A 23,666-nucleotide genomic window follows, 5' to 3' on the forward strand; every position below is an offset into this window, starting at 1 on the left:
GGCCAGTCGGGTCAACGGGTTTTCTGGGTCCCCACCGAGTAGAGCCGGCGACAGTGGCGTCGGCTCTTGGGCAGGGGGGTCTCCGCTCAACGGCGGAGCCTGTCCAGCAGGTTGTGCGTGATGCGTGTCAGGCGCGACCAGTGGTTGTCGCTCGGGGGTGATCGCCGGTGATTCGGGCGCTTCGGTGCCGCCGAGCGCGGGCGCTCCCCATTCCCGAGGACGTAGCACTTCTCCCATCCCTGCCCGGCCGAGCCGCCGTCAAGGGGCGAGCCGGTGTCAGGAGATGTACGTCCGAGAAGGAGGAAATATGGAGTCCCAGGTGCGTGGCGGGACCAGATGGAAGCGGTTCGCTGTGGTCATGGTGCCCAGCGTCGCCGCCACGGCAGCGATAGGTGTCGCCCTCGCGCAGGGTGCTCTCGCCGCGTCGTTCAGTGTGTCGGGGCAGTCGTTCAAGGTGACGGCGGGTCAGCTCGAAGGTCAGGGCTTCTCGCAGTACGGGGCGCTCGACGAGGGTTACACCCTCAAGGGTGAGAAGACGGTTCACCCCGTCGCCGTCTCGGCCTTCAAGAAGGCCGAGATCACCAACATGTGCCAGTCGGTCGTGACCCCCGGTGTCCCGTTCCTCGGTAGCGTCAGCCTCAAGCTGACCGCCGGTACCGGTGGCAAGAAGGTCGAGGCCGAGAACCTCTACATCGACGTCGAGGACCTCTCGGCCGATGCCGTCTTCAAGGGCATCGACATCGGTGTGGCGGCCAAGGACGCCAACAAGGGTCCGGGCATGAAGGGCGGCTCGGAGCAGGCCAACCCCTACGGGTTCGCCCAGCAGGCCGACTCGGCCACGCTGAGCGACGTGAAGCAGACGGCGTGGGCGACCACCGCCGGAACCTTCAAGCTGAGCAACCTCAAGATGTCGCTCCACAAGGGCACCGTGGAGTGCTACTAAGCACTCCCTGGGCGGGTGAGGGGGCCTGCGCTTCTTCGCCCGCCCGTCCCTCTCGCGGCGCGGGGCATCCCGCGCGCCATCTCCGTACGTGAATTCCCGTACGCGCGCCTCGAACCACGTGCCGTACGCGAACTTCTCACAGCAACACCGTTCCAGGGAGCTGTTGTCCATGAGCGCCGAGTCAACGGGGCAGAACGAAGACTATCTCCGCGCCTTTCGGCGGCGCTTCCGCGACTGGAGGGGCTCCCGCCCCTTCTGGGCGGGCCTTCTGGTACTGCTCGGCGGTTTCCCGATCATGTACCTGCCGTACGCGAACCTGCAGATCGGTCACCTCACGCTGGCCATGTCGACGACGGGCGGCGCGGGTTCCCTCATCATCGGCGTGCTGCTGGTGGTGCTGGGAATCAGTCTGTGGTTCCAGCGGCACGTACGCACCTTCGCCGGTACGGCGGCGATCCTCCTGGCGCTCGTGTCCATCCCGGTCTCCAACCTCGGCGGCTTCGGCTTCGGCTTCCTGCTCTCCCTGATCGGCGGTGCGCTGGCCATCGCCTGGGCGCCCGGTGAGGAGGAGGAGCGGGTGTCGTCCACCTACAAGACCCCGGCGCGCACCGCGGCCACCCCGGACACGGCTCCCCAGGACACGGCCCCTCAGAACACGGCACAACCAGGTGCGGTCCCCCTGGTCAAGGGCGACGCCCCGGAGCCCGCGACGGCGGACTCCACGAGCGGGGCGGCGCACGGCGAGGGCGACGACCTGTCAGGTACCACCCCCACGAACGGGACGAACGGGAGGCACAGTGCCGGCTGACAAGGTGACCCACGGGACTTCGGTGGGAGAGTCCCGTGCGAGAACCGGACCGCGGCACGCGGCGCCCAAGAAGCCCCTTCTCACCCGGCTGAACGTGCCGGCGGGCAAGGCGATAGCCCTGGCGGCGATGCCGACGGCGGTCCTCATGGGCATGGGCTTCACGCCCACCCTGGCCCGCGCCGAGGACCCGGCGAAGCAGAGTCTGACCGCCGACGAGTACAAGGACTGCGTGGCGGCCCTGGAGGCCGAGGAGGAGGGCGCGGACACGTCCGCCTCGCCCACCCCCACCCCGTCCGCCTCCGCCCCGGAGAGCGACGACACGTCCTCGGACGGCGGCGCGAAGGACGAGGACACCTCCACCGGCGACGCCGACGGTGACTCGGCGTCGGGCGGCGACTCCGCGGACGACGACTCCTCTTCGCCGGATTCAGGTTCCGACGACAAGGGCGACGCGGACGAGTCCACCACGGACCCGGCCGGCGAGTCCGCCACCGACGCCGCGGACACCCCGTCGCCCACGCCCTCCGCCGAGGAGGCCGGCGGCGGCAACGTCCTGGAGGACATAGGCGACGCGCTCGAGGACATCTTCGTGCCGGAGGACGACACGGCGGACACGACGCCCGAGCCGTCCACCACCCCGTCCCCCTCCGCCTCCGAGGACACCGCGGGGGACACCGGCTCCGACACCGGGAAGGACTCCGGCAAGGACGCCAGGGACACCGCCGACGACGCCACCGACAAGGTGACGGACACGGCCGAGGACGTCACCGGCACGGTGAAGGACGAGAAGGACGACGCCGAGGACACGGCCGCCGACGCCACCGCGACCCCGAGCCCGACCCCGTCGCCGAGCGACGAGGTGAACGCCGACGACTGCCCGGTCGCCACCGAGGACGAGAGCGGCGTCGAGAAGGGCATCCCCGCCCTGCCGAACGACCCCTGGTACCTGAACGCCAGCTCCCTGCTGCTGAAGGGCGCCGACTACAAGGGCATCGTCAAGGTGCGGACCGCCGACGGCTCGGTCAAGGAGGTGCTGAAGTACGTCATCTCCGACGGCACCGACATCGGCGACCTGCACCAGACGGTCGAGGACAAGCAGGCCGGCGTCACCTACCACGTGCAGGCCCGCAAGGGCAGCACGTCCACGATCCGCGACGGCAAGACGATCATGTACACCGAGAGCATCTCCGGCAACCTGCTCGGACTGATCCCGGTGACCTTCGACCCCAAGCACCCGCCGCCGCTGAACATCCCGCTGATCTACTTCACCAATGTGAAGGTCGTCCAGGCGGGCCAGTTCGGCGGCACGCTCACCGTGCCCGGCCTGCACCAGTTCACCACCGACTGAGACCGCCCACGACGCCCACGGCCCCTGAGTGCCTTACAGGACCCGTCCGGGAGCCGCACAACACACCGAGGGCGCCCCCTGCTCGCAGGAGGCGCCCTCGGTGCTGTCGTACGGCGTCGGCGGCGTCAGTCGCGGGCGCCGCTGCCCAGGTGGTGCACCCGGACCATGTTCGTGGTGCCCGGGACGCCGGGGGGCGAACCGGCGGTGATGACCGCGATGTCACCCTCGTTGAAGCGTTCGAGCTTGATCATCTCATGGTCCACCAGCTCGACCATCTCGTCGGTGCTGTTCACGAACGGCACCACGTGCGACTCCACGCCCCAGCTGAGCGCCAGCTGGTTCCGGGTCGACTCGTCGGTGGTGTAAGCGATGATCGGCTGGGACGCGCGATAGCGGGAGAGCCGGCGGGCGGTGTCACCGGACTGCGTGAAGGCCACCAGCGCACGGCCGCCGAGGAAGTCGGCGATCTCACAGGCCGCGCGGGCGATCGAACCGCCCTGCGTGCGCGGCTTCTTGCCCGGCACCAGCGGCTGCAGGCCCTTGGCGAGCAGCTCCTCCTCGGCCGCCGCGACGATCTTCGACATCGTGCGGACCGTCTCCAGCGGGTACGCGCCGACGCTGGACTCCGCCGACAGCATGACCGCGTCCGCGCCGTCCAGGATCGCGTTGGCGACGTCGGACGCCTCGGCGCGGGTGGGGCGGGAGTTGGTGATCATCGACTCCATCATCTGGGTCGCCACGATCACCGGCTTGGCGTTGCGGCGGCACAGCTCGATCAGCCGCTTCTGCACCATGGGGACCTTCTCGAGCGGGTACTCGACGGCCAGGTCGCCACGGGCGACCATCACACCGTCGAACGCCATCACGACGTCCTCCATGTTCTCGACCGCCTGCGGCTTCTCCACCTTGGCGATGACCGGGACCCGCCGGCCCACCTCGTCCATCACCTTGTGGACGTCCTGCACGTCCTCGGCGTCCCGGACGAAGGAGAGCGCCACCAGGTCGCAGCCCATCCGCAGCGCGAACCTGAGGTCCTCGACGTCCTTCTCGGACAGCGCGGGCACGTTCACCGCGGCGCCGGGCAGGTTGATGCCCTTGTGGTCCGAGATGACACCGCCCTCGACGACCTCCGTGCGCACCCGCGGGCCGTCGACCTCGATGACCCGCAGCTCGACGTTGCCGTCGTTGATGAGGACCTGGTCACCGGCGGAGACGTCACCGGGCAGGCCCTTGTAGGTCGTACCGCAGATGTGCTTGTCGCCCGGCACGTCCTCGGTGGTGATGGTGAACTCGTCACCGCGCACCAGCTCCACCGGACCCTCGGCGAAGGTCTCCAGACGGATCTTGGGGCCCTGGAGGTCGGCGAGGACACCGATGGCCTTGCCGGTCTCGGCGCACGCGGCCCGCAGCCGGTCGTACCGGCCCTGGTGCTCGGCGTGGCTGCCATGGCTGAAATTGAAGCGGGCGACATTCATGCCGGCTTCGATCAGGGCGACAAGCTGCTCGTGGGAGTCGACCGCGGGGCCGAGAGTACAGACGATTTTCGAACGGCGCATGGGACGATCCTATCGGTTTGTTTCGCTGCGGAATATTCCGTCTGGCGGAATGCACATGGGCGGCTATGCGCTCAATCGTGTTACCGGCGTGTATTTCCCGACTGTTTTGCTCATCTGTCGACCAGGGCGTACGTCTGTGCTGCGATCTCCAGTTCCTCGTCGGTCGGCACCACCGCGACGGCGACCCGGGCACCGGCCGGCGAGATCAGCCGCGGCTCGTCGCCCCGCACCGCGTTGAGGGCGGCGTCGACCGCCGGTCCCAGCGGTTCCAGGCCCGCGAGGGCGGCCTCCCGCACCCGCGCCGCGTTCTCCCCGACCCCGGCGGTGAACGCGATCGCGTCCACCCGGCCGAGCACCGCGCAGTAGGCGCCGATGTACTTCTTCAGCCGGTGAATGTAGATGTCGAAGGCGAGCTTCGCCCGCTCGTCGCCCTCGTCGATACGCCGGCTTATTTCCCGCATGTCGTTGTCGCCGCACAGTCCGATCAGACCGCTCTTCTTGTTGAGGAGAGTGTCGATCTCGTCCGTGGACATTCCGCCAACGCGCATCAAATGAAAGATGACGGCCGGGTCCATGTCTCCCGACCGCGTACCCATCACCAGCCCCTCCAAAGGCGTCAGCCCCATGGAGGTGTCCACGCACCGGCCCCCGCGCACCGCCGACGCGGACGCCCCGTTGCCGAGGTGCAGGACGATCACGTTCACGTCCTCGGGCGCCCTGCCCAGCAACGCGGCCGTGGCCCGCGAGACATACGCGTGCGAGGTGCCGTGGAAGCCGTAGCGGCGCACCCGGTAGGCGTCGGCGGTCTCCACGTCGATCGCGTAGCGCGCCGCCGACTCCGGCATCGTCGTGTGGAACGCGGTGTCGAACACGGCGACCTGCGGCAGATCCGGGCGCAGCGCCTGGGCGGTGCGAATGCCCGTGAGGTTGGCCGGGTTGTGCAGCGGCGCCACCGGGATCAGCCGCTCGATCTCGGCGAGCACGGCGTCGTCGATCACCGTCGGCTCGGTGAAGCTCTGCCCGCCGTGCACCACGCGGTGCCCGATGGCGGCCAGCTCCGGGGAGTCGAGGCCCAGCCCGTCCTTGGCCAGCTCCTCGGCGACGGCCTTCAGGGCGGCCGCGTGGTCGGCCATCGCGCCGGTGCGTTCCCGGGGCCCGCCCCCGTCGGTCAGCGGGGTGTGCTTCAGCCGGGAGCTCTGCTCGCCGATGCGCTCCACCAGGCCCACGGCCAGCCGACTGCTGTCCCGCATGTCGAGCAGCTGGTACTTCACCGAGGAGGAACCGGAGTTGAGGACGAGGACGCGGGTGGCGGTCACGGTGGTCGAATGCCTTCTGTCGTCGGTGGGGGTCACTTGGCCGCGGAGGTCTGGGCCTGGATGGCGGTGATGGCGACGGTCGTGACGATGTCCTGGACGAGGGCGCCCCGGGACAGGTCGTTGACCGGCTTGCGCAGGCCCTGCAGCACCGGGCCGACCGCGAGGGCGCCGGCCGAACGCTGCACCGCCTTGTAGGTGTTGTTGCCGGTGTTGAGGTCCGGGAAGATCAGCACGGTGGCCTGCCCGGCGACCTGGGAGCCCGGCAGCTTGGTCGCCGCGACGCTCGGTTCCACGGCGGCGTCGTACTGGATCGGGCCCTCGATCAGCAGATCGGGCCGCCGGGAGCGGACGATCTCGGTGGCCTCCCGCACCTTGTCGACGTCGGCGCCCGAGCCGGACGTCCCCGTGGAGTACGACAGCATCGCGATCCGCGGCTCCACCCCGAACTGCTGTGCCGTCGCGGCGGACTGGACGGCGATGTCGGCGAGCTGCTCGGCGTTCGGGTCCGGGTTCACCGCGCAGTCGCCGTAGACCAGCACCCTGTCCGCGAGGCACATGAAGAACACCGACGAGACGATGCCCGCGTCCGGCCTGGTCTTGATGATCTCGAAGGCCGGCCGGATGGTGGCGGCCGTGGAGTGCACGGACCCCGACACCATGCCGTCCGCGATCCCCTCCTGGACCATCAGCGTGCCGAAGTAGTTCACATCGGACACCACGTCGTACGCCAGCTCGACACTGACGTTCTTGTGGGCGCGGAACTGCGCGTACTTCTCCGCGAAGGAGTCCCGCCACTGCGAGGTCGCCGGGTCCACCAGCATGGTGTCACCGAGGTCGATGCCCAGGTCGGCGGCCTTCTTGCGGATCAGGTCGACCGGGCCGAGGAGGGTGAGGTCGCAGACCCCGCGCCGCAGCAGCACCTCGGCCGCGTGCAGCACGCGCTCCTCGGTGCCCTCGGGGAGGACGACCCGGCGCCGCTCGGCGCGGGCCTGCTCCAGCAGCTGGTGCTCGAACATCATCGGGGTGATCCGGTCACTGCTGGGCGCCGAGACCCGGTTACGCAGCTCGGCCGTGTCGACGTGCCGCTCGAAGAGCCCGAGCGCGGTCTCCGCCTTGCGCGGGGTGACCGCGCTCAACTTCCCCTCCATGGAGAAGAGTTCGGAGGCGGTGAGGAAGGAGCCGCTCTCCACGGCGACCACCGGGGTACCGGGCGCGAGCCGGGCGGCCAGGGTGAGCACCTCGTCGCTGGGCCGCTCGTTGAGGGTGAGCAGCACACCGGCGATCGGCGGGGTGCCCGCGCTGTGGGCGGCGAGGGCGCCCACGACCAGGTCGGCGCGGTCGCCGGGGGTGACGACCAGGCAGCCGGGAGTGAGCGCGTTGAGGAAGTTCGGCAGCATCGCCCCGCCGAAGACGAAGTTCAGCGCGTCGCGCGCGAGCCCCGAGTCGTCGCCGAGGATGACCTTGCCGCCGAGCGCGTGGGTGATCTGCGCGACCGTCGGCGCGGACAGGGCGGGCTCGTCCGGCAGTACGTAGCAGGGCACGGGCAGCGGGAGCCGGGAGTCCGTGAGCCGCTCGGCTATCTCGGTCCGGTCGGCGGGCGCGACCCGGTTCACCACCATGGCGATCACGTCACAGCCGAGGCCCTCGTACGCGCGGTACGCGTTGTGCGTCTCGGCGACCACGGAGTCGGCGGTCTGCTTGCGCCCGCCCACCACGGAGACCACCTGCGCCCCGAACTCGTTCGCGAGCCGGGCGTTGAGGGACAGCTCGTCCGGGAACTGGGTGTCCGCGAAGTCGGTGCCGAGGACGAGGACGAGGTCGTAGTCCCGCGCCACCGTGTGGAACCGGTCGACGAGCGCCGAGACCAGCTCGTCCGTGCCGTGCTCGGCCTGGAGGGCGGACGCCTCGTGGTAGTCCATGCCGTACACGGTGGCCGGGTCCTGCGAGAGCCGGTACCGGGCGCGCAGCAGGTCGAAGAGCCGGTCCGGGCCGTGGTGCAGCAGCGGCCGGAACACCCCGACCCGGTCGACCTGGCGGGTCAGGAGTTCCATGATCCCCAGCTCGACGACCTGGCGGCCGTCGCCGCGGTCGATCCCGGTCACGTACACGCTGCGCGTCACGTGGGCTCTCCGTTCATGTCGGGTTCGGTGGGTGCTTCGGCGGGTGCTTCGGTGGGTGTTGCGAGAGGTGTTGCCCTGGGCGTGCGGAAATCACCGCCGCGGCGGACGGAAACCCTCTTGACAATACCTCTGGGGGTGGATAAGGCGCCCATCAGGTCGGCGGGGCGGGGGACGCCCTCCGGGCGGCCGGAGGCAGCCTCCGCGGGCGCGCCGGCCCCCCGCGAGGCGTGAAACAATCGGATCGGCTCACAAGTACCAGCACCCCCGCAGGACGAGCAGGAGACACAGCACGATGCGTATCGGAGTTCTGACCGCAGGCGGCGACTGTCCGGGCCTGAACGCAGTGATCCGGTCGGTCGTGCACCGAGCGGTCGCCCAGTACGGCGACGAGGTCATCGGCTTCGAGGACGGTTACGCCGGCCTGCTCGACGGCCGCTACCGCACCCTCGACCTGGAGTCCGTCAGCGGCATCCTCGCCCGCGGCGGCACCATCCTGGGCTCCTCCCGCCTTCAGCGCGACCGCCTCCGCGAGGCCTGCGAGAACGCGCAGGACATGGCGCACCAGTTCGGTATCGACGTGCTGATCCCGATCGGCGGCGAGGGCACCCTGACGGCCGCGCGGATGCTGAGCGACGTCGGGCTGCCGGTCGTCGGTGTGCCGAAGACGATCGACAACGACATCTCGTCGACGGACCGCACCTTCGGCTTCGACACGGCGGTCGGGGTCGCGACGGAGGCGATGGACCGGCTCAAGACGACCGCCGAGTCCCACCAGCGTGTGATGGTCGTCGAGGTCATGGGCCGGCACGCGGGCTGGATCGCCCTGGAGTCCGGGATGGCCGCCGGTGCGCACGGGATCTGTCTGCCCGAGCGCGCCTTCGACCCGGCCGACCTGGTCAAGATGGTCGAGGAGCGCTTCGCGCGCGGGAAGAAGTTCGCCGTCATCTGCGTCGCCGAGGGCGCCCACCCCGCCGAGGGGGCGATGGACTACGGGCACGGCGAGATCGACCAGTTCGGCCACGAGCGTTTCCAGGGCATCGGCACCGCCCTCGCGTACGAGCTGGAGCGTCGCCTCGGCAAGGAGGCCAAGCCGGTCATCCTCGGCCATGTGCAGCGCGGCGGCACCCCGACCGCGTACGACAGGGTGCTCGCCACGCGCTTCGGCTGGCACGCGGTCGAGGCCGCGCACCGGGGCGACTTCGGCCGGATGACCGCCCTGCGGGGCACCGACGTGGTGATGGTGCCGCTCGCGGAGGCGGTGACCGAGCTGAAGACGGTCCCGCAGCACCGGATGGACGAGGCGGAGTCGGTCTTCTAGACCGCACGACGGGCCTTCTAGTAGATGGTCGCTCGCCGGACCAGTGACCAGAAGTGGTCGACGATCCGGTCGAGGTGGTCGCGGCCGGCGTCGCCCGAGGCGGTCGCGGCGGTGCCGTCGGCCCAGGTGGGATTGGCGGTCATCCGGCCCTGGCAGTCGCCGTGCATCTCCTGGAGGACGTCCTCCAGGAGGCGCCGGTCGAGGGACAGCAGCTTGGCGGTCGGCCGGACGTACGCCTGCCGGCGGGTGGCGACCGCGTCATGGAGGAGTTGGGCGAGCCGCGCCTCGCGACCGGTGACGACGACCAGTTCGGGGAGCGAGAGGTCGAGCAGGTCGGCGAGGGCGGCGGACTGCCGGTCGGTGCCGTGCCATTCACCGGTCGCCTCCGTGTGGAGGTAGACGGAGAGGTCCGCGCCGATCGCGCGGGCGACGTCCTCGGGGGCGGTTCCCCGGGCCATGCGATGCTCGCGCAACGTACGCGGTGTCCCGATGAGTTCGTCCGTCGAGCACCACAACACGCCTGCGAGGGCGGTGAGTTCGGGGCTGGTCGGAGTCACCGCACCCCGTTCCCAGGCGTTCACCAGGTCCGGGGTGACATAGGGGAGACCGTAGGCGGACCGCATGCCGTGGGCGACGTGCTCGGGTCTCATGCCGAGGGCGGCGCGGAGTCCGCGGGCGGCGGTGGCGTCGAACGGTGGGGTGGGGGCCGGGGGGTCCGCGTGCCCGTAGGGGCCGGGTCCGGGGTCCGGATCGGGTCGGGGCTCGGATGTGTCGGTCGACGGTGCGGGTGCCGGGGCTGCCGTTCACGGGCTGAGCGTCGGTGCACGCGCACAACGCAGGGGCGCGGGGCGGCGGTGACTACGGACTGTTCGGCCACAATCACCGATGGTGGGATCCTCGCGCGTTCTGTGGTCCTGGTCAGCCCTTGACGGCCCCGCCCAGGGCGAAGCCCCCGCCCAGCCGCCGCGCCACCCCCACGTACAGCAGGATCACCGGGGTCGAGTAGATCATCGAGAACGCGGCCAACTGCCCGTAGACCACCGTCCCCTTGTTGCCGAAGAACTCGTTGATGCTCACGGCGGCCGGCATCTGTTCCGGGGTGAGCAGCAGCATGAAGGGGACGAAGAAGTTGCCCCACATCATCACGAACGAGAACACGGTCACGACCGCGACGCCCGGCCCCATCAGGGGCAGCACGATGCGCAGCAGCGACTGCCAGGGCGAGGCGCCGTCCGTCCACGCCGCCTCCTCCAGCTCCTTCGGCACGCCGTCCATGAAGTTCTTCATCAGCCAGATGGCGAAAGGGAGTTGGGAGGCGGCGAAGAAGAGGATCGTGCCCTCGTGGGTGTCGATCAGATTCACCCGCACGAACAGGGCGTACACCGGGACCATGATCGCCGTGATCGGGAGGCTCGTCGCGAAGAGGATCGTCAGCAGGAAGGGGCGGTTCAGACGGGAGCGGAAACGGGACAGGGGATAGGCGGCGAGGGCCGCGCACACCACGGTCAGCGCGGTCCCGCCGCCGCACAGGAGCAGGCTGTTGAGCAGCGGGGTGACGGTGATGTCCGGGGTGAGGACCGCCTCGTAGTGGGCGAGGGTCGCCCCGTCCGGGAGCCGGACCCCGAGGTCGGCGTGGGCGTCCACGGACGAGAGGACCACCCAGGCGAGGGGCAGGACGAACGCGGCGGCCACGACGAGCAGTCCGGCGTCGGCGGTCAGCCGACGGCGCAGGGTCCTGCGCGAGGCGGGTGTCCGGGTACGGTTCGGCACCGGGTCAGACCTCCGTTCGCAGCAGCCGCAGATACACGACGGAGAAGAGCGCACCCACCACCAGGAGCAGCAGCGCGACCGCCGTGCCGTAGCCGATCATGCTCTTCTGGAAGGCCTCCTCGTACATGAAGAGCGGCAGCGTCTGGCTCCTGCCGCCGGGGCCGCCTCTCGTCATCACCCAGATCAGTCCGAAGACGGAGAGCGTCTGCAGGGTGATGAGCATGAGGTTGGTGCCGATGGAACGGCGGATCATCGGGAGCGTGATGTGCCACAGCCGCCGCCGGCCGCTCGCTCCGTCGACCTCCGCCGCCTCCGTGATCTCCTTCGGGATCTCGTTCAGCGCCGCCGAGTAAACCAGCATCGAGAACGCCGTTCCCCGCCAGACGTTCGCGAACGAGACCGCCAGGATCGGCAGGGTGTAGAGCCAGTTCTGCGTGGGGAGGTGGAGCCACTCCAGGACGGCGTTGAGGGTGCCCTCACGGCGGAAGAAGGCGTACAGCAGGAAACCGGCGACCACCTCCGGCAGCACCCAGGCCGTGATCACGATGCCGCCGACCAGGGTGCGCACGGGTTTCGAGGCGCGCCGCATCAGCGCGGCCAGCGCCAGACCCAGGGTGTTCTGGCCCAGCAGCGCCGAGACGACGGTGAAGACGAGGGTCAGCCACACGGCGTTGAGGAACGCCTCGTCGCCGAAGGCGGTGCGGAAGTTCTCGAAGCCGACGAAGGAGTCCTCGGCCTGCCCGGTGAGCTGGAGGTCGGTGAAGGCGATGTAGGCGCAGTAGGCGATGGGCCCGGCGAGGAAGAGGAGCAGGAGGACGGTGGCGGGGGCGACGGGGAGGGCCCGGGTGAGGGAGCGCAGGGCGGGGTGCGGCGGGCGGTCCGGTCGTCTCGTCATGAGCGGCGGGTCATCCGCGGGTCACCTGGTCGTCGGTGGCCGCGGCGAGTTCCTCGTCGTAGGTCTTCGCCGCCTCGGCCACCGACGCGTCGCCCGTCGTCACGGACTCCATCGCCTCCTGGATGGCGGTGGAGACCTTCGGGTACGCCGGGTAGGCGGGGCGGTAGTGGGTGTGGGCCACCAGGTCGGTGAAGAACTCGAGGCCGGTCCGGGCCTTCGCATAGGCAGGGTCCGCGGCGACGTCCTCACGGACCGCGATACCGGAGTTGGCGATGTACCACTTCCGGGCGTTCGCCTTCGTCTGCATCGCCCTGATGAACGCGAAGGCGAGATCCGGGTTGGCGGCCTTGGCGGGGATCGCCCAGGTCCAGCCGCCGGACATGCTCACCTTTCCGGGGGCCTGGCCGTGCTGGGTGGGCATGGGGGCGAGGCCGAGCCTGTCCGGCCACTCCGGCCATGCGTGGCCGCTGCCGGGCAGCCAGTCCTGGGGGAGCCAGGAGCCGTCGAGGTTGATGCCGAGTCGCCCTTCGGGCAGGAGTTCGCCGCGTACCCGGGTGGCGATGTTCGGGTCGAGGGCGTCGGAGACGTCCGGGCCCAGCTTCTCCCGGTAGACCGTTTCCACGAACGCCAGCGCGTCCTTGAAGCCCCGGGTTCCGGTCTTCCACTTCCTGGACTTCTCGTCGTAGAGGGGGTCGCCCCCGTTGTCCGTGGCTCCTTCCGTGCCGTAGAGCAGCATCTCGAAGCCCTGCATGGTGGCGGCCTCGCCCGCGGGTTTGCCCGTGTAGACGTTCAGGGGGATGACGCCGGGGACCTTGCGCTTGATGGTGCGCGCGGCGGAGAGGACGTCGTCCCAGTTCTTCGGCCGCCAGTCGGCGGGGAGCCCGGCCTTCGCGAAGATCTGCCTGTCGAACCAGAGTCCGCGGGTGTCCGTGCCGTCCGGGACGCCGTACGTCTTCCCGTCCTCGGCCTTCGCCGCCGCCTTGGCGGTGTCGATGAACCGGTCCCAGTCCTTCCAGCCGGCCAGATAGTCGTCCAGCGGCTTCAGATAGCCGCTCGTGATGTCCGAGTTGATGAGGAAGGTGTCCTCGTAGACCAGGTCCGGTGCCGTCTTCGGGGATCGCAGCATCTGCTGGACCTTGGTGTAGTACTCCGAGTCCGGGGCCTTGATCGGGACGAGCTTCACCTTCTTGCCGGGGTTGGCCTTCTCGAACTGCTTCTTCACGTCCCCGAGGAAGGTGTCCATGACCCGGACCGAGTTGTCCGTGGACTGCTTGTACGACACCTCCACCGTGTCCGGGTCGCTGCCGGATCCGTCGCCGCAGGCGGTGAGGGCGCCGGGGGCGCCGATCGCGAGGGCGGCGGCGAGGAGGAGGCGTAAGGGGGATCGGCGGGAGTTGCGGGGTGCGGTGGGGCGCACGGGCACGACCTCCTGCTGGCTACGACATGGTGGCCTGGGTGGGTGCCCGGTGACCGTACGAGGAATGGTCTGGTCGGGTCAATGAGTCTGCAGCGGCCCGGCCGGGGGCGGGTTACTCCCTGCGCACCCAGCGGTACACCAACTCCGGCCGCCCCACCTGCCCGTACTGCGGTTCGCGTCTCGCGCGGCCGGCGTCCACCAGGTGTTCGAGGTAGCGGCGGGCCGTGATCCGGGAGATGCCCACGGCCTCGGCGATGCCGGCCGCCGTCAGCCCCTCCGTGGTGTCCCGGAGGGCGACGGTGACCCGTTCCAGGGTCGGCGCGCTCAGGCCCTTCGGCAGGGCCGCAGGGCCCGGAGCCCGCAGGGTAGCCAGGGCGCGGTCCACCTCGTCCTGGCCGCTCGCCTCGCCCGCCGCCGCGTGGAACTCGGCGTAGCGGATCAGCCGGTCGCGCAGCGTCGCGAAGGTGAAGGGCTTGAGGACGTACTGGACGACGCCCAGGGAGACACCCTCCCGGACGACCGTCAGGTCCCGCGCCGAGGTCACCGCTATCACGTCCGCGTGATGACCGGCGGCGCGCAACGAGCGGGCCAGTTGCAGTCCGTGGACGTCCGGCAGATGCAGGTCCAGGAGCAGCAGGTCCACCGGCATGCGGTCCAGCGCGCGGCGTGCCTCCGCGCCCGTGTGGGCCTTGCCGACCGCCGTGAAGCCGGGGACCCGGCCGACGTACATCATGTGGGCGTCGGCGGCGACGGGGTCGTCCTCCACGACGAGGACTCTGATGGGATCGGCACCGGTCATGCGTCGTCGCCTCCAGGCACGGCATCGGCCACGGCGGCCCGGGGCACCCGAGGCGTCGGGACCGCGTCGGCGGGATCGGTCGCGCCGGCCCGGGCGCCCTCGGCCTCGGCCAGCGGGAGCCGTACCTCGAACTCCGCCCCGCCCCCGGGAGCCTCCGACACGCTCAGGGTGCCCCCGTGGCGGCGCGCCGTCTGGCGTACGAGGGCCAGGCCGAGGCCCCGGCCGCCGGGACCGGACGGTTTGGTCGAGAAGCCGCGCTCGAAGACGGAGTCCCGGTACGCCGGGTCCACACCCGCGCCCGTGTCCCTGACCCGAAGCACCAGCACGGGGCCCTGAGCCGGGTCGGCCGGCCCGCCCTGCGCCTGCGATCCGTAGGGGCCGTGCTGCCCCTTCGATCGGTCCGGCCCGTGCCCCTTCGATCGGTCCGGCCCGTCCTGAGACCCGCCCGGTCCGTCCTGAGACCCGCCCGGTCCGTCCTGAGACCCGCCCGGTCCGTCCTGAGACCCGCCCGGTCCGTCCTGAGACCCGCCCGGTCCGCCGGGGCTCTCCAGTTTGGCCCGGCGGCGCGGGTCGCCCGGAGTGCCGGGCCCGCCCACGCTGCCTGGGTTGCCTGCGTCGGTGGGGCCGCCCGCGCTGCCGGGATTGTCCGCGCGGGTGGGCGCGCCCGCGCGGGTGGGGCCGCCCACGCTGCCTGGCTCGCCCGGACCGCCGGGGTCGTCCGGCCTGCCGGCCGGTCCGTCCGTGTACGCCGTCACCGTCACCCGTGCCCCCGTCGTCCCCTGCGCCGCGTCCACCGCGTTGTCGATGAGATTGCCCAGCACCGTCACCAGGTCCCGCGCCGGCAGGGATTCCGGGAGCAGGCCGTCGTCGATGCGGCTGTCCTCCGACACCACCAGTTCCACGCCCCGCTCGTTCGCCTGTGCCGCCTTACCCAGCAACAGCGCCGCCAGGACCGGCTCCGTCACAGCCGCCACCACCTGGTCGGTCAGCGCCTGCGCCAGTTCCAGTTCGGCGGTCGCGAAGTCGATCGCCTCGTCGGAGCGGCCGAGCTCGATGAGGGAGACGACCGTGTGGAGGCGGTTGGCCGCCTCGTGGGCCTGGGAGCGGAGGGCCTGGGTGAAGCCCCGTTCGGAGTTCAGCTCGCCCATGACGGACTGGAGTTCGGTCACATCGCGCAGGGTGACCACCGTGCCCCGGCGCTGTCCGCCCGACACCGGGGAGGTGTTGACGACCAGGACCCGTTCGGCGGTCAGGAGGACCTCGTCCACACGGGGCTCGGAGGACAGCAGGGCACCCGTCAGCGGGGCGGGCAGGCCCAGCTCCGCCACCGAGCGGCCGATCACGTCCTCGGTCACGCCCAGCAGCTCGCGCGCCCCGTCGTTGAGGAGCGCCACCCGGTACTGGCCGTCCAGCATGAGCAGACCCTCGCGCACGGCGTGCAGGGCGGCCTGGTGGTAGTCGTGCATGTTGCTCAGCTCGGCGGCGTTCATGTTGTGCGTGTGGCGGCGCAGCCGGGCGTTGACGATGTAGGTACCGACACCGCCGAGGGCGAGGGCGCCGGCCGCCACCCCGAGCAGGGCCGTCACCTGGCCCTGGACCCGGTCGCTGATCGCCTGGACCTTGATACCAGCGCTGACCAGGCCGATGACCCGGCCGTCCTCCTTGATCGGGGTGACCGCGCGGACGGAGGGGCCGAGGGTTCCGGTGTAGGTCTCGGTGATGGTGCCGCCCTGCTGCGCCCTCTCGATGTGGCCGACGAAGCGCCGGCCTATCCGCTCGGGGACGGGGTGCGTCCAGCGGATGCCGTCCGGCGTCATGATCGTCACGAAGTCGACGCCCGAGTGCCGCTGCACCTCGGTGGCGTACGGCTGGAGCCGCTCCGTCGGCTTGTCGGTGTGGATCGCGTCCCGCACGGAGGGAGCGTCGGCGACCGCGGCGGCGACGGCCAGGGCCTGGCGGCCCGCCGCGTCCTCGGCCTGGCTCCGGTCGCTGATGTACGTGAACAGCGCGCACCCCGCGACGACGACCGCGATCAGCACGGCCTGCACGGCGAAGAGCTGGCCGGCCAGGCTGCGGGGTCTGAGGAGGGACGGGACGCGCATGGCAACAGTCTGCATGGACGTGTTGGCGTGAACTAAATGAACGGAAGGGTGACCGCCCTCACAGGGCGGGAGATAGTCACCCCATCGAACATGTCCAGCACATGGACGACAGAGGGAGTGTGACTCCCGTCCGGGACCCCACACCCGAGCCGCCGGGAGACCGGTTCCCACACCCCCCGGGAGCCGCTCCCACCGGGAGCCCCCGGCTCCCACCGCAAGGGAACCCCACGGGGTTCCCTCCCCGCCGGGGAGCTCGCCGAGCTCCCTGCCTGGGAGCCCCCACTCCCACCCCGGGAGACCGTCTCCCGCATTCCCCCGGACGTGAGCCGCACGCCGGACGATCGAGCCGACGACGTCGTCGACGAGGAGGGCAGCCGTGGCCAGCACCACCCATACGGCACCTACCGCACCCGCCAAGCGGGACCGCACGCACTACCTGTACATCGCCGTGATCGTGGCCGTGGCCCTCGGCATCGCCGTGGGCCTGATCGCCCCCGACTTCGCGGTCGAGCTGAAGCCCATCGGTACCGGCTTCGTGAACCTGATCAAGATGATGATCTCGCCGATCATCTTCTGCACGATCGTGCTCGGCATCGGTTCCGTACGGAAGGCCGCCAAGGTCGGAGCGGTCGGCGGTATCGCGCTGGTCTACTTCCTGATCATGTCGCTGGTCGCCCTCGGCATCGGTCTCGTCGTCGGCAACATCGTCGAGCCCGGCACGGGCCTCGCGGTCACCGACGCCATCAAGGAGACCGGTCAGGCACAGGTCTCGCCCGAGGCCAAGGACACCACCGAGTTCCTGCTCGGCATCATCCCGACGACCATCGTCTCCGCGTTCACCGGCGGCGAGGTCCTGCAGACCCTGCTCGTCGCGCTCCTCGCGGGCTTCGCGCTCCAGGCCATGGGCAACGCCGGCCAGCCGATCCTGCGCGGTATCGAGCACATCCAGCGCCTCGTCTTCCGCATCCTCGCGATGGTGATGTGGGCCGCCCCGATCGGTGCGTTCGGCGCCATCGCGGCCGTGACCGGCTCCGCCGGCCTGGACGCCCTCAAGAGCCTGGCCGTGCTGATGGTCGGCTTCTACATCACCTGCTTCCTCTTCGTCTTCATCGTGCTCGGCGCGCTGCTGAAGATCGTCGCGGGGCTGAACATCTTCACGCTCTTCAAGTACCTGGGCCGTGAGTTCCTGCTGATCCTGTCCACCTCCTCCTCCGAGTCCGCGCTGCCGCGCCTCATCGCGAAGATGGAGCACCTGGGTGTCAGCAAGCCCGTCGTCGGTATCACCGTCCCGACCGGCTACTCCTTCAACCTCGACGGCACCATGATCTACATGACCATGGCGTCCCTGTTCATCGCCGACGCCATGGGAACGCCGATGGCCGTCGGTGAGCAGATCGCGCTGCTGCTCTTCCTGCTGGTCGCCTCGAAGGGCGCGGCCGGTGTCACCGGCGCGGGTCTCGCCACCCTCGCGGGCGGTCTGCAGTCCCACAAGCCCGCGCTCGTGGACGGCGTCGGCCTCATCGTCGGCATCGACCGCTTCATGAGCGAGGCGCGCGCCCTCACGAACTTCGCGGGCAACGCGGTCGCCACGGTGCTGATCGGCACGTGGACCAAGGAGATCGACAAGGAGCGGGTCAACGAGGTGCTCGCCGGGCACGCGCCGTTCGACGAGGCGACGCTGCTGGACGACCACGGGGTCGCCGCGCCGGCTGAGGCCGAGCCCGACGGTGAGAAGGAGCTCGCCAAGGCGTGAGCGCGTGAGCGCTCCGCTGGGGGGCCGGAGCTGAGCGCCGCCGGGCTGTGAGGCCGGCCCCCGACGGTCGGTCGAGTGTGGCTGGTCGCGCAGTTCCCCGCGCCCCTTCGGGGCCTGCGGCCCCCACCGCAGACCCCCTGAAACCCCGTACGGCCGGGACCTCCCCCCGTAGACCCGGCCGTACGGGCACCACAACCGAAGAGCAGGCCCCCATGCGCCGAGCGGCCAGGTCCTCCCCTGTGGACCTGGCCGCTCGGCTCTTCCTTTCCGTGTTCCTTCCTCTTCCGTGTTCCTTCCTCTTTCCTTGACGTCGGGGTCAAGGATTAGCGTCGGCTCATGCGCATCGGTGAGTTGGCGGCACGGGCCGGGACCACGACACGGACGTTGCGGTACTACGAGGCGCGGGGGCTGTTGCCCGCGCGGCGCGGCGGCAACGGATACCGGTCGTACGACGAGGGGGATCTGCGGCTGCTCCGGCAGATCCGGACGCTGCAGGACTTCGGGTTCGGCCTGGAGGAGACGCGGCCCTTCGTGGAGTGTCTGCGGGCCGGGCACCCGGAGGGCGACTCGTGCCCGGCGTCGCTCGCGGTCTACCGGCGGAAGCTGGACGAGCTGGACGCGCTGATCGGCGAGCTGGCTGCCGTACGGGCCAAGGTCGGCGAGCAGTTGGCGCGGGCGGAGGCGGCGCGGGAGCGGCTGGCGGCCGAGGCGGAGGTTCCGGGTGGTCCGGAGCCGGAGTGCGAACTGGGAGGCGGCGGGCTGTGATCAGGGCTGTTGGGGTGGCGGAGGTGACCGACGCGGATTTCGCGGCGGAGGTGATCGAGGCGGAGCTGCCGGTGCTGGTGGAGTTCACCGCCGACTGGTGTCCGCCGTGCCGGCAGATGGGGCCGGTACTGAGCGCCCTCGCGGCGGAGGAGGGGGAGCGGCTGAGGGTGGTGCAGCTGGACGTGGACACGAGCCCGGTGACGACCAACCACTACCGGGTGCTGTCGATGCCGACGTTCATGGTGTTCAAGGGCGGTGAGCCGGTGAAGGCGATGGTCGGGGCCCGGCCGAAACGGCGGCTGCTCGAAGAACTCGCCGAGGTGCTCTGACAACGCGACAGGAAAAGCCCCCGAGCAATTGCGCTCGGGGGCTTTTCCTGCGTATATTTGATGGTTCGCGACTTCAGGGAAACGGAGTCGCAAAGAAGCTCAGTGAGCAAATTATATCCGGGCGGGAGTGGAATTGTCAAACACCGGCTTTTCGCACGATGAATTGCGGCGTGAGCAGGAATTCATCGACGCGCTGTACCGGCGTGTCGACGCGCTGCGCGGTGAGACCGAGGACTCCGTCACCGACGCGCTGGCGCAGGGCGACACGCCCATGCAGGCCCGGCTGGAGCGGGACATCCTGGTCGCCGAACGCTCGGGTCTGCTCGCCGCCCTGAACGCCGTCGACGGCTCCCTGTGCTTCGGACGGCTCGACCTCGCCGACGGCGGTCTCCACCACATCGGCCGCATCGGGCTGCGGGAGGACGACGCCGAGCGCACCCCGATCCTCATCGACTGGCGGGCCGACGTCGCCCGTCCCTTCTACCTCGCCACCGGGCACACCCCGATGGGTCTGCGCCGCCGCCGGCACATCACCACCGACGGCCGCCGGGTGACCGCCCTGCACGACGAGATCCTCGACCTCGGCGACGAGACCCGCACCGGGTACGAGGACCCCACCGGCGACGCCGTCCTGCTCGCCGCGCTCAACTCGGCCCGCACCGGCCGCATGGGCGACATCGTGCAGACCATCCAGGCCGAGCAGGACCGCATCATCCGCGCACCGCACCAGGGCGTCCTGGTCGTCGAGGGCGGCCCCGGCACCGGCAAGACCGCCGTCGCGCTGCACCGCGCCGCGTACCTGCTGTACGAGCAGCGGGAACTCCTCGCCAAGCGCGCCGTCCTCATCGTCGGCCCGAACCCCGCCTTCCTCGGCTACATCGGCGAGGTGCTGCCCTCCCTCGGTGAGACGGGCGTGCTCCTTTCGACGGTCGGCGAGCTCTTCCCCGGCGTGCGGGCGACGGCGGCCGACACCCCGGACGCGGCCCGGGTCAAGGGCCGCGCCGACATGGCCGAGGTGCTCGCGGCCGTCGTACGGGACCGGCAGGCGCTGCCCGACCCGGTGATCGCCATCGAGCACGACCGGGAGATCCTCATGCTCGACGACGACCTCGTACGGGTCGCCCGCGAGCGCACCCGCGAGGCGAAGCTCCCGCACAACGTGGCCCGCGAGCACTTCGAGGGCTACATCCTCAACACCCTCACCGACATGGTCGCCGAGCGCATCGGCACCGACCCCTACGACGGCTCGAACCTCCTCGACGCCGGCGACATCACCCAGATCCGGGACGAACTCGCCGAGAACCCCGAGGTCTGGTCCGCCATCGACCGGCTGTGGCCCCGGATCACCCCGCGGCGCCTGATCGCCGACTTCCTCGCCGCACCCGACGGCTTCCTCCCCGAGGAGGACGCCGACGCCGTCCGCCGCCCGGTCACCCGCGCGTGGACCGTCGCCGACGTGCCCCTGCTCGACGAGGCCGCCGAACTGCTGGGCGAGGACGACCGGTTCGCGCGCGCCCGCGCCGAACGCGAGCGGGAGACCCGGATCGCGTACGCCCAGGGCGTGCTGGACGTGTCGTACGCGTCCCGGACGTACGAGTTCGAGGACAAGGAGGACAGCGACCCCGAGGGCTCCGAGGTGCTGTCCGCGCACGACGTCATCGACGCCGAGCGGTTCGCCGAGCGGCACGAGGAGGACGACCACCGCAGCGCGGCCGAGCGGGCGGCGGCCGACCGGACCTGGGCGTTCGGGCACATCATCGTCGACGAGGCGCAGGAACTGTCGCCGATGGCCTGGCGGCTGCTGATGCGCCGCTGCCCGACCCGCTCGATGACCCTCGTCGGCGACCCCGCCCAGACGGCGGAGGCCGCGGGCGTCGGCTCCTGGGCCGACATCCTCGCGCCCTACGTCGAGGACCGCTGGAAGCACACCCGGCTCGGCGTCAACTACCGCACCCCCGCCGAGATCATGGAGGTCGCGGCCGGCGTCGTCCGCGCGGAGCAGCCGGACTTCGAGCCGCCGAGCTCCGTGCGGTCGACGGGCGTACGCCCCTGGGCGCGCCGGGCGGCCGCCCGGGACCTGCCCGCCGAGGTGGCCAAGGCGGCCGCCGAACTCACCCCGGCGGAGGGACGGCTCGCGGTGATCGCGCCGCGCGACCTGCACCGGGCGCTGGCCGCCCGCCTCGACGGCGTCACGGCCGACGCGGAACCGGACCTCACCCGGACCGTCGTCCTGCTCGACCCCCGGCAGGCCAAGGGGCTGGAGTTCGACTCGGTCCTCGTCGTGGAGCCGGACCGCTTCGGCACCAGCGACCTGTACGTGGCCCTGACCCGGGCCACCCAGGCGCTCGGCGTCGTCCACACGCAAGCGCTGCCCGGGGCGTTGGGGGCCCTGCCGACGGCCTGAGAGGCGGCCACGCACCGAGGCCGGGCCCCGGCAGCCGACCCCGTGCACCGGCCGGGCGCCGACACCCCCTGGGCGGAGCCCGCCCGGTGGTCCGTGCCCTGTGGGCGGAGCCGTTCGGTTCAGCCGCACCCCGTGGAGGGACCCGCTCGGTTCCAAAGGGGTGCTACCCGGTAAGACCAGGTGGGGTCACCGTCACCACATGTGCATCGAGGATCACCAAGCCGTAACGGTTCGCGTCATCGTCACTGCTTGTGCAGGTGGCATGCGGTATGCGTGTCGCTCATGGAAACTCATCCGTTCGCGGCCGCTCCGGCCGGCGGCCCCACGCTCGACTCGCTGCCCGTGGAGCCGTTGCTGACCTCGGAGTTCGACGTGGACCCGGGCAGCGTCTACGAGCGACTGCGGAGTACATACGGCCCCGTGGCTCCGGTGGGGCTCATGGGAGTTCCGGTGTGGCTGGTCCTCGACTACCGCGAGGTGCTCGAAGTCCTGCGCAACGAGAGCGTCTGGCGGCGCGACGTACGCCACTGGCGGGCGCGGGCGGAGGGGCGACTGCCCAAGGACTGGCCGCTGCTCGCCGGTTACGAGGTCCGGCAGACCATGTTCTTCGACGACGACGAGCACCGGGCCGCCCGGCTGACCTACCACTCGGCCATGCGCCCCTTTCAGGACGGGCACAGCCCCGAGGGATGGGAGCTGCGGGCGGCCGTCGCCAAGTACGCCGACGACCTCATCGCCGTGCTCGCCGCGGAGTCCGGGACGAACGGGTACGCCGACCTCGCGGCGCAGTACACCCGGCCGCTGCTCCTGATGGTCACGACCAAGCTGTTCGGCTGCCCCGTCGAACTCGGCGACGAGATGGTCATGGACCTGTGGCGGATGCTCGACGGCGGGCCGGACGCGGGGCCGGCCACCGGGCGCGCGCTGAGCGCGATGGTCCGGCTCGCGGCGCACCGCCGGGCGCGGCCGGGGGAGGACCTGACGTCGTACATGCTGCTGTCCGACCCGTCGCTCTCGGACGAACAGCTGGGCCGTGAGCTGTTCATGAACGCGGTCTACCTCAACGACATCACCGGGAACATGGTCTGCAACACCCTGCTGGAGGTGCTGCGGGGCAACGCGACGGTCCGGCGGAGCGTCGCCACGGGGCAGATCGGGGAGACCGTCAACCGGGCGGCGCTGGTGAACCCGCCGACCGCCAACCTCTGCTTCCGGTTCGCGGGGCGGGACGTACGGCTCGGGAACTTCTGGATCCGGGCCGGCGACATCGTGTCCCCGTCCGTCGCGGCCGCGCACCGGGACCTGCTCGCCATCGGTACGTCCCACCTCGTCGACTCCGCGGTCAGCACCCGGGCACACCTCGCATGGGGCGCCGGGCCGCACCAGTGCCCCAGTGCGGCGCGTGAGCTGGCCGGAACGATCGTGACGACGGCGGTGGGGCGGATCTTCGAGCACTTCGCCCGGGCGGAACTCACGCTGCCCCCGGATCAGTTGCCCTGGCGGACCGGGCCGGTGGTGCGGGGGCTGCGGCTGTTGCCGGTGCGGTACGAACTCAGCCCGGGGGCGCCTGTGGCGAGCCGGGCCGCGGGGTCGGGTGCGGGTGTGCCGGCGCAAGCGGGTGCGCGCGCGGCTGCGGGCGCGGGTGACGACGGGGCGGTCGCCGCTGTGGCGGCGGGGGCGTCCGGGCGGGGCGGGAGTGGGAGTGGGAGTGGGAGTGGGTTGTTGGGGGCGTTGCGGCGGATGATGTTCGGCGCGCGGAGGGGTGGGGGGTGAGCGCGGTCCGACTCGGGGGTGCGGGGTTCGTCGGCGGGTGCGGGTGGTTCGTGGTTTCTCGCGCAGTTCCCCGCGCCCCTGGAAAAGCCGGGGCCTGCGGCCCCGTGCTTTTCCGATGGAGGGCGGGCCGCAGTCCCGTCCCTCCAGGGGCGCGGGGCGGCGACACATGCGGCTCCGCCGCGTGGGCGCGACCAGCCACACCGCACCCGCAGTCGCCCAACCACCCGCGGCCCCGAGCCATGACGCGCCC

Annotated in this window: 18 protein-coding genes; 9 read left to right on the plus strand and 9 right to left on the minus strand. The window is 70.9% G+C overall.

The window, feature by feature from the left end:
- The first annotated feature begins 307 nt into the window (after positions 1–307).
- From AC067N_RS28230 to AC067N_RS28240, 3 genes are all read left to right on the plus strand, one after another.
- Complete coding sequence (locus AC067N_RS28230) at positions 308–943, plus strand: DUF6230 family protein (protein ID WP_478681683.1); 636 nt, start codon at positions 308–310, stop codon at positions 941–943.
- A 169-nt stretch (positions 944–1,112) separates the two neighbouring features.
- Complete coding sequence (locus AC067N_RS28235; RefSeq protein WP_478681684.1) at positions 1,113–1,751, plus strand: DUF6114 domain-containing protein; 639 nt, start codon at positions 1,113–1,115, stop codon at positions 1,749–1,751.
- Positions 1,741–3,099 carry a hypothetical protein gene (locus AC067N_RS28240; RefSeq protein ID WP_478681685.1) on the plus strand — a complete coding sequence of 453 codons (1,359 nt, stop codon included), beginning with the start codon at positions 1,741–1,743 and terminating at the stop codon, positions 3,097–3,099. The genes AC067N_RS28235 and AC067N_RS28240 overlap by 11 nt, the downstream gene beginning before the upstream one ends.
- Before the next feature lie 125 nt (positions 3,100–3,224).
- Here the strand turns inward: AC067N_RS28240 and pyk are convergent, their stop codons facing one another.
- The 3 genes from pyk to pta all read right to left on the minus strand — a co-directional run bounded on the left by pyk (position 3,225) and on the right by pta (position 8,091).
- The gene (pyk, locus tag AC067N_RS28245) at positions 3,225–4,655 is read right to left on the minus strand and encodes a pyruvate kinase (RefSeq protein WP_478681686.1); all 1,431 of its coding nucleotides are present in this window, start codon (positions 4,653–4,655) and stop codon (positions 3,225–3,227) included.
- Between the two features lie 110 nt (positions 4,656–4,765).
- The gene (locus AC067N_RS28250; RefSeq protein WP_478681687.1) at positions 4,766–5,971 is read right to left on the minus strand and encodes an acetate kinase; all 1,206 of its coding nucleotides are present in this window, start codon (positions 5,969–5,971) and stop codon (positions 4,766–4,768) included.
- A 32-nt stretch (positions 5,972–6,003) separates the two neighbouring features.
- Complete coding sequence (pta, locus tag AC067N_RS28255; RefSeq protein WP_478681688.1) at positions 6,004–8,091, minus strand: phosphate acetyltransferase; 2,088 nt, start codon at positions 8,089–8,091, stop codon at positions 6,004–6,006.
- 292 nt (positions 8,092–8,383) lie between these two features.
- On the opposite strand from pta, the gene AC067N_RS28260 reads away from it, so the two are divergent.
- The gene (locus AC067N_RS28260) at positions 8,384–9,409 is read left to right on the plus strand and encodes an ATP-dependent 6-phosphofructokinase (protein WP_478681689.1); all 1,026 of its coding nucleotides are present in this window, start codon (positions 8,384–8,386) and stop codon (positions 9,407–9,409) included.
- 17 nt (positions 9,410–9,426) lie between these two features.
- Here AC067N_RS28260 and AC067N_RS28265 read toward each other — a convergent pair whose 3' ends face one another.
- The 6 genes from AC067N_RS28265 to AC067N_RS28290 all read right to left on the minus strand — a co-directional run bounded on the left by AC067N_RS28265 (position 9,427) and on the right by AC067N_RS28290 (position 16,392).
- Entirely contained in the window at positions 9,427–10,059 is a 633-nt protein-coding gene (locus AC067N_RS28265) for an XRE family transcriptional regulator (RefSeq protein ID WP_478681690.1), read from the minus strand.
- Between the two features lie 268 nt (positions 10,060–10,327).
- Positions 10,328–11,179 (minus strand): carbohydrate ABC transporter permease, encoded by an 852-nt coding sequence (locus tag AC067N_RS28270; protein ID WP_478681691.1) that lies wholly within the window; start codon positions 11,177–11,179, stop codon positions 10,328–10,330.
- A gap of 4 nt (positions 11,180–11,183) precedes the next feature.
- Positions 11,184–12,074: a carbohydrate ABC transporter permease gene (locus AC067N_RS28275; RefSeq protein WP_478681692.1), complete on the minus strand. Its 891-nt coding sequence runs from the start codon at positions 12,072–12,074 to the stop codon at positions 11,184–11,186.
- 10 nt (positions 12,075–12,084) lie between these two features.
- On the minus strand, positions 12,085–13,491 hold the full coding sequence (locus AC067N_RS28280) for an extracellular solute-binding protein (protein ID WP_478681693.1): 1,407 nt from the start codon (positions 13,489–13,491) through the stop codon (positions 12,085–12,087).
- 112 nt (positions 13,492–13,603) lie between these two features.
- On the minus strand, positions 13,604–14,290 hold the full coding sequence (locus tag AC067N_RS28285; RefSeq protein ID WP_478681694.1) for a response regulator: 687 nt from the start codon (positions 14,288–14,290) through the stop codon (positions 13,604–13,606).
- Positions 14,287–16,392, minus strand: a complete 2,106-nt coding sequence (locus AC067N_RS28290) for an ATP-binding protein (RefSeq protein ID WP_478681695.1) — start codon at positions 16,390–16,392, stop codon at positions 14,287–14,289. The genes AC067N_RS28285 and AC067N_RS28290 overlap by 4 nt, the downstream gene beginning before the upstream one ends.
- A 376-nt stretch (positions 16,393–16,768) precedes the next feature.
- Here AC067N_RS28290 and AC067N_RS28295 point away from each other — a divergent pair, with 376 nt between their 5' ends.
- From AC067N_RS28295 to AC067N_RS28315, 5 genes are all read left to right on the plus strand, one after another.
- Complete coding sequence (locus AC067N_RS28295; RefSeq protein WP_478681696.1) at positions 16,769–18,145, plus strand: cation:dicarboxylate symporter family transporter; 1,377 nt, start codon at positions 16,769–16,771, stop codon at positions 18,143–18,145.
- 336 nt (positions 18,146–18,481) lie between these two features.
- Positions 18,482–18,910 (plus strand): MerR family transcriptional regulator, encoded by a 429-nt coding sequence (locus AC067N_RS28300; RefSeq protein ID WP_478681697.1) that lies wholly within the window; start codon positions 18,482–18,484, stop codon positions 18,908–18,910.
- A gap of 14 nt (positions 18,911–18,924) precedes the next feature.
- Positions 18,925–19,239, plus strand: a complete 315-nt coding sequence (locus tag AC067N_RS28305) for a thioredoxin family protein (RefSeq protein ID WP_478681711.1) — start codon at positions 18,925–18,927, stop codon at positions 19,237–19,239.
- Positions 19,240–19,402: 163 nt separating this feature from the next.
- Positions 19,403–21,643: a HelD family protein gene (locus AC067N_RS28310; RefSeq protein ID WP_478681698.1), complete on the plus strand. Its 2,241-nt coding sequence runs from the start codon at positions 19,403–19,405 to the stop codon at positions 21,641–21,643.
- Positions 21,644–21,925: 282 nt separating this feature from the next.
- Positions 21,926–23,416 (plus strand): cytochrome P450 family protein, encoded by a 1,491-nt coding sequence (locus AC067N_RS28315; protein WP_478681699.1) that lies wholly within the window; start codon positions 21,926–21,928, stop codon positions 23,414–23,416.
- Positions 23,417–23,666: the final 250 nt, after the last annotated feature.

The sequence above is a fragment of the Streptomyces sp. NPDC042364 genome (genome assembly GCF_056437585.1).

What these genes read in the sequence shown, in the direction of transcription:
- AC067N_RS28230 (WP_478681683.1), top strand. Translation starts at nt 308, where the DNA reads ATGGAGTCCCAGGTGCGTGGCGGGACCAGATGGAAGCGGTTCGCTGTG.
- AC067N_RS28235 (WP_478681684.1), top strand. Translation starts at nt 1,113, where the DNA reads ATGAGCGCCGAGTCAACGGGGCAGAACGAAGACTATCTCCGCGCCTTT.
- pyk (WP_478681686.1), bottom strand. Translation starts at nt 4,655, where the DNA reads ATGCGCCGTTCGAAAATCGTCTGTACTCTCGGCCCCGCGGTCGACTCC.
- AC067N_RS28260 (WP_478681689.1), top strand. Translation starts at nt 8,384, where the DNA reads ATGCGTATCGGAGTTCTGACCGCAGGCGGCGACTGTCCGGGCCTGAAC.
- AC067N_RS28265 (WP_478681690.1), bottom strand. Translation starts at nt 10,059, where the DNA reads ATGAGACCCGAGCACGTCGCCCACGGCATGCGGTCCGCCTACGGTCTC.
- AC067N_RS28275 (WP_478681692.1), bottom strand. Translation starts at nt 12,074, where the DNA reads ATGACGAGACGACCGGACCGCCCGCCGCACCCCGCCCTGCGCTCCCTC.
- AC067N_RS28285 (WP_478681694.1), bottom strand. Translation starts at nt 14,290, where the DNA reads ATGACCGGTGCCGATCCCATCAGAGTCCTCGTCGTGGAGGACGACCCC.
- AC067N_RS28290 (WP_478681695.1), bottom strand. Translation starts at nt 16,392, where the DNA reads ATGCGCGTCCCGTCCCTCCTCAGACCCCGCAGCCTGGCCGGCCAGCTC.
- AC067N_RS28300 (WP_478681697.1), top strand. Translation starts at nt 18,482, where the DNA reads ATGCGCATCGGTGAGTTGGCGGCACGGGCCGGGACCACGACACGGACG.
- AC067N_RS28315 (WP_478681699.1), top strand. Translation starts at nt 21,926, where the DNA reads ATGGAAACTCATCCGTTCGCGGCCGCTCCGGCCGGCGGCCCCACGCTC.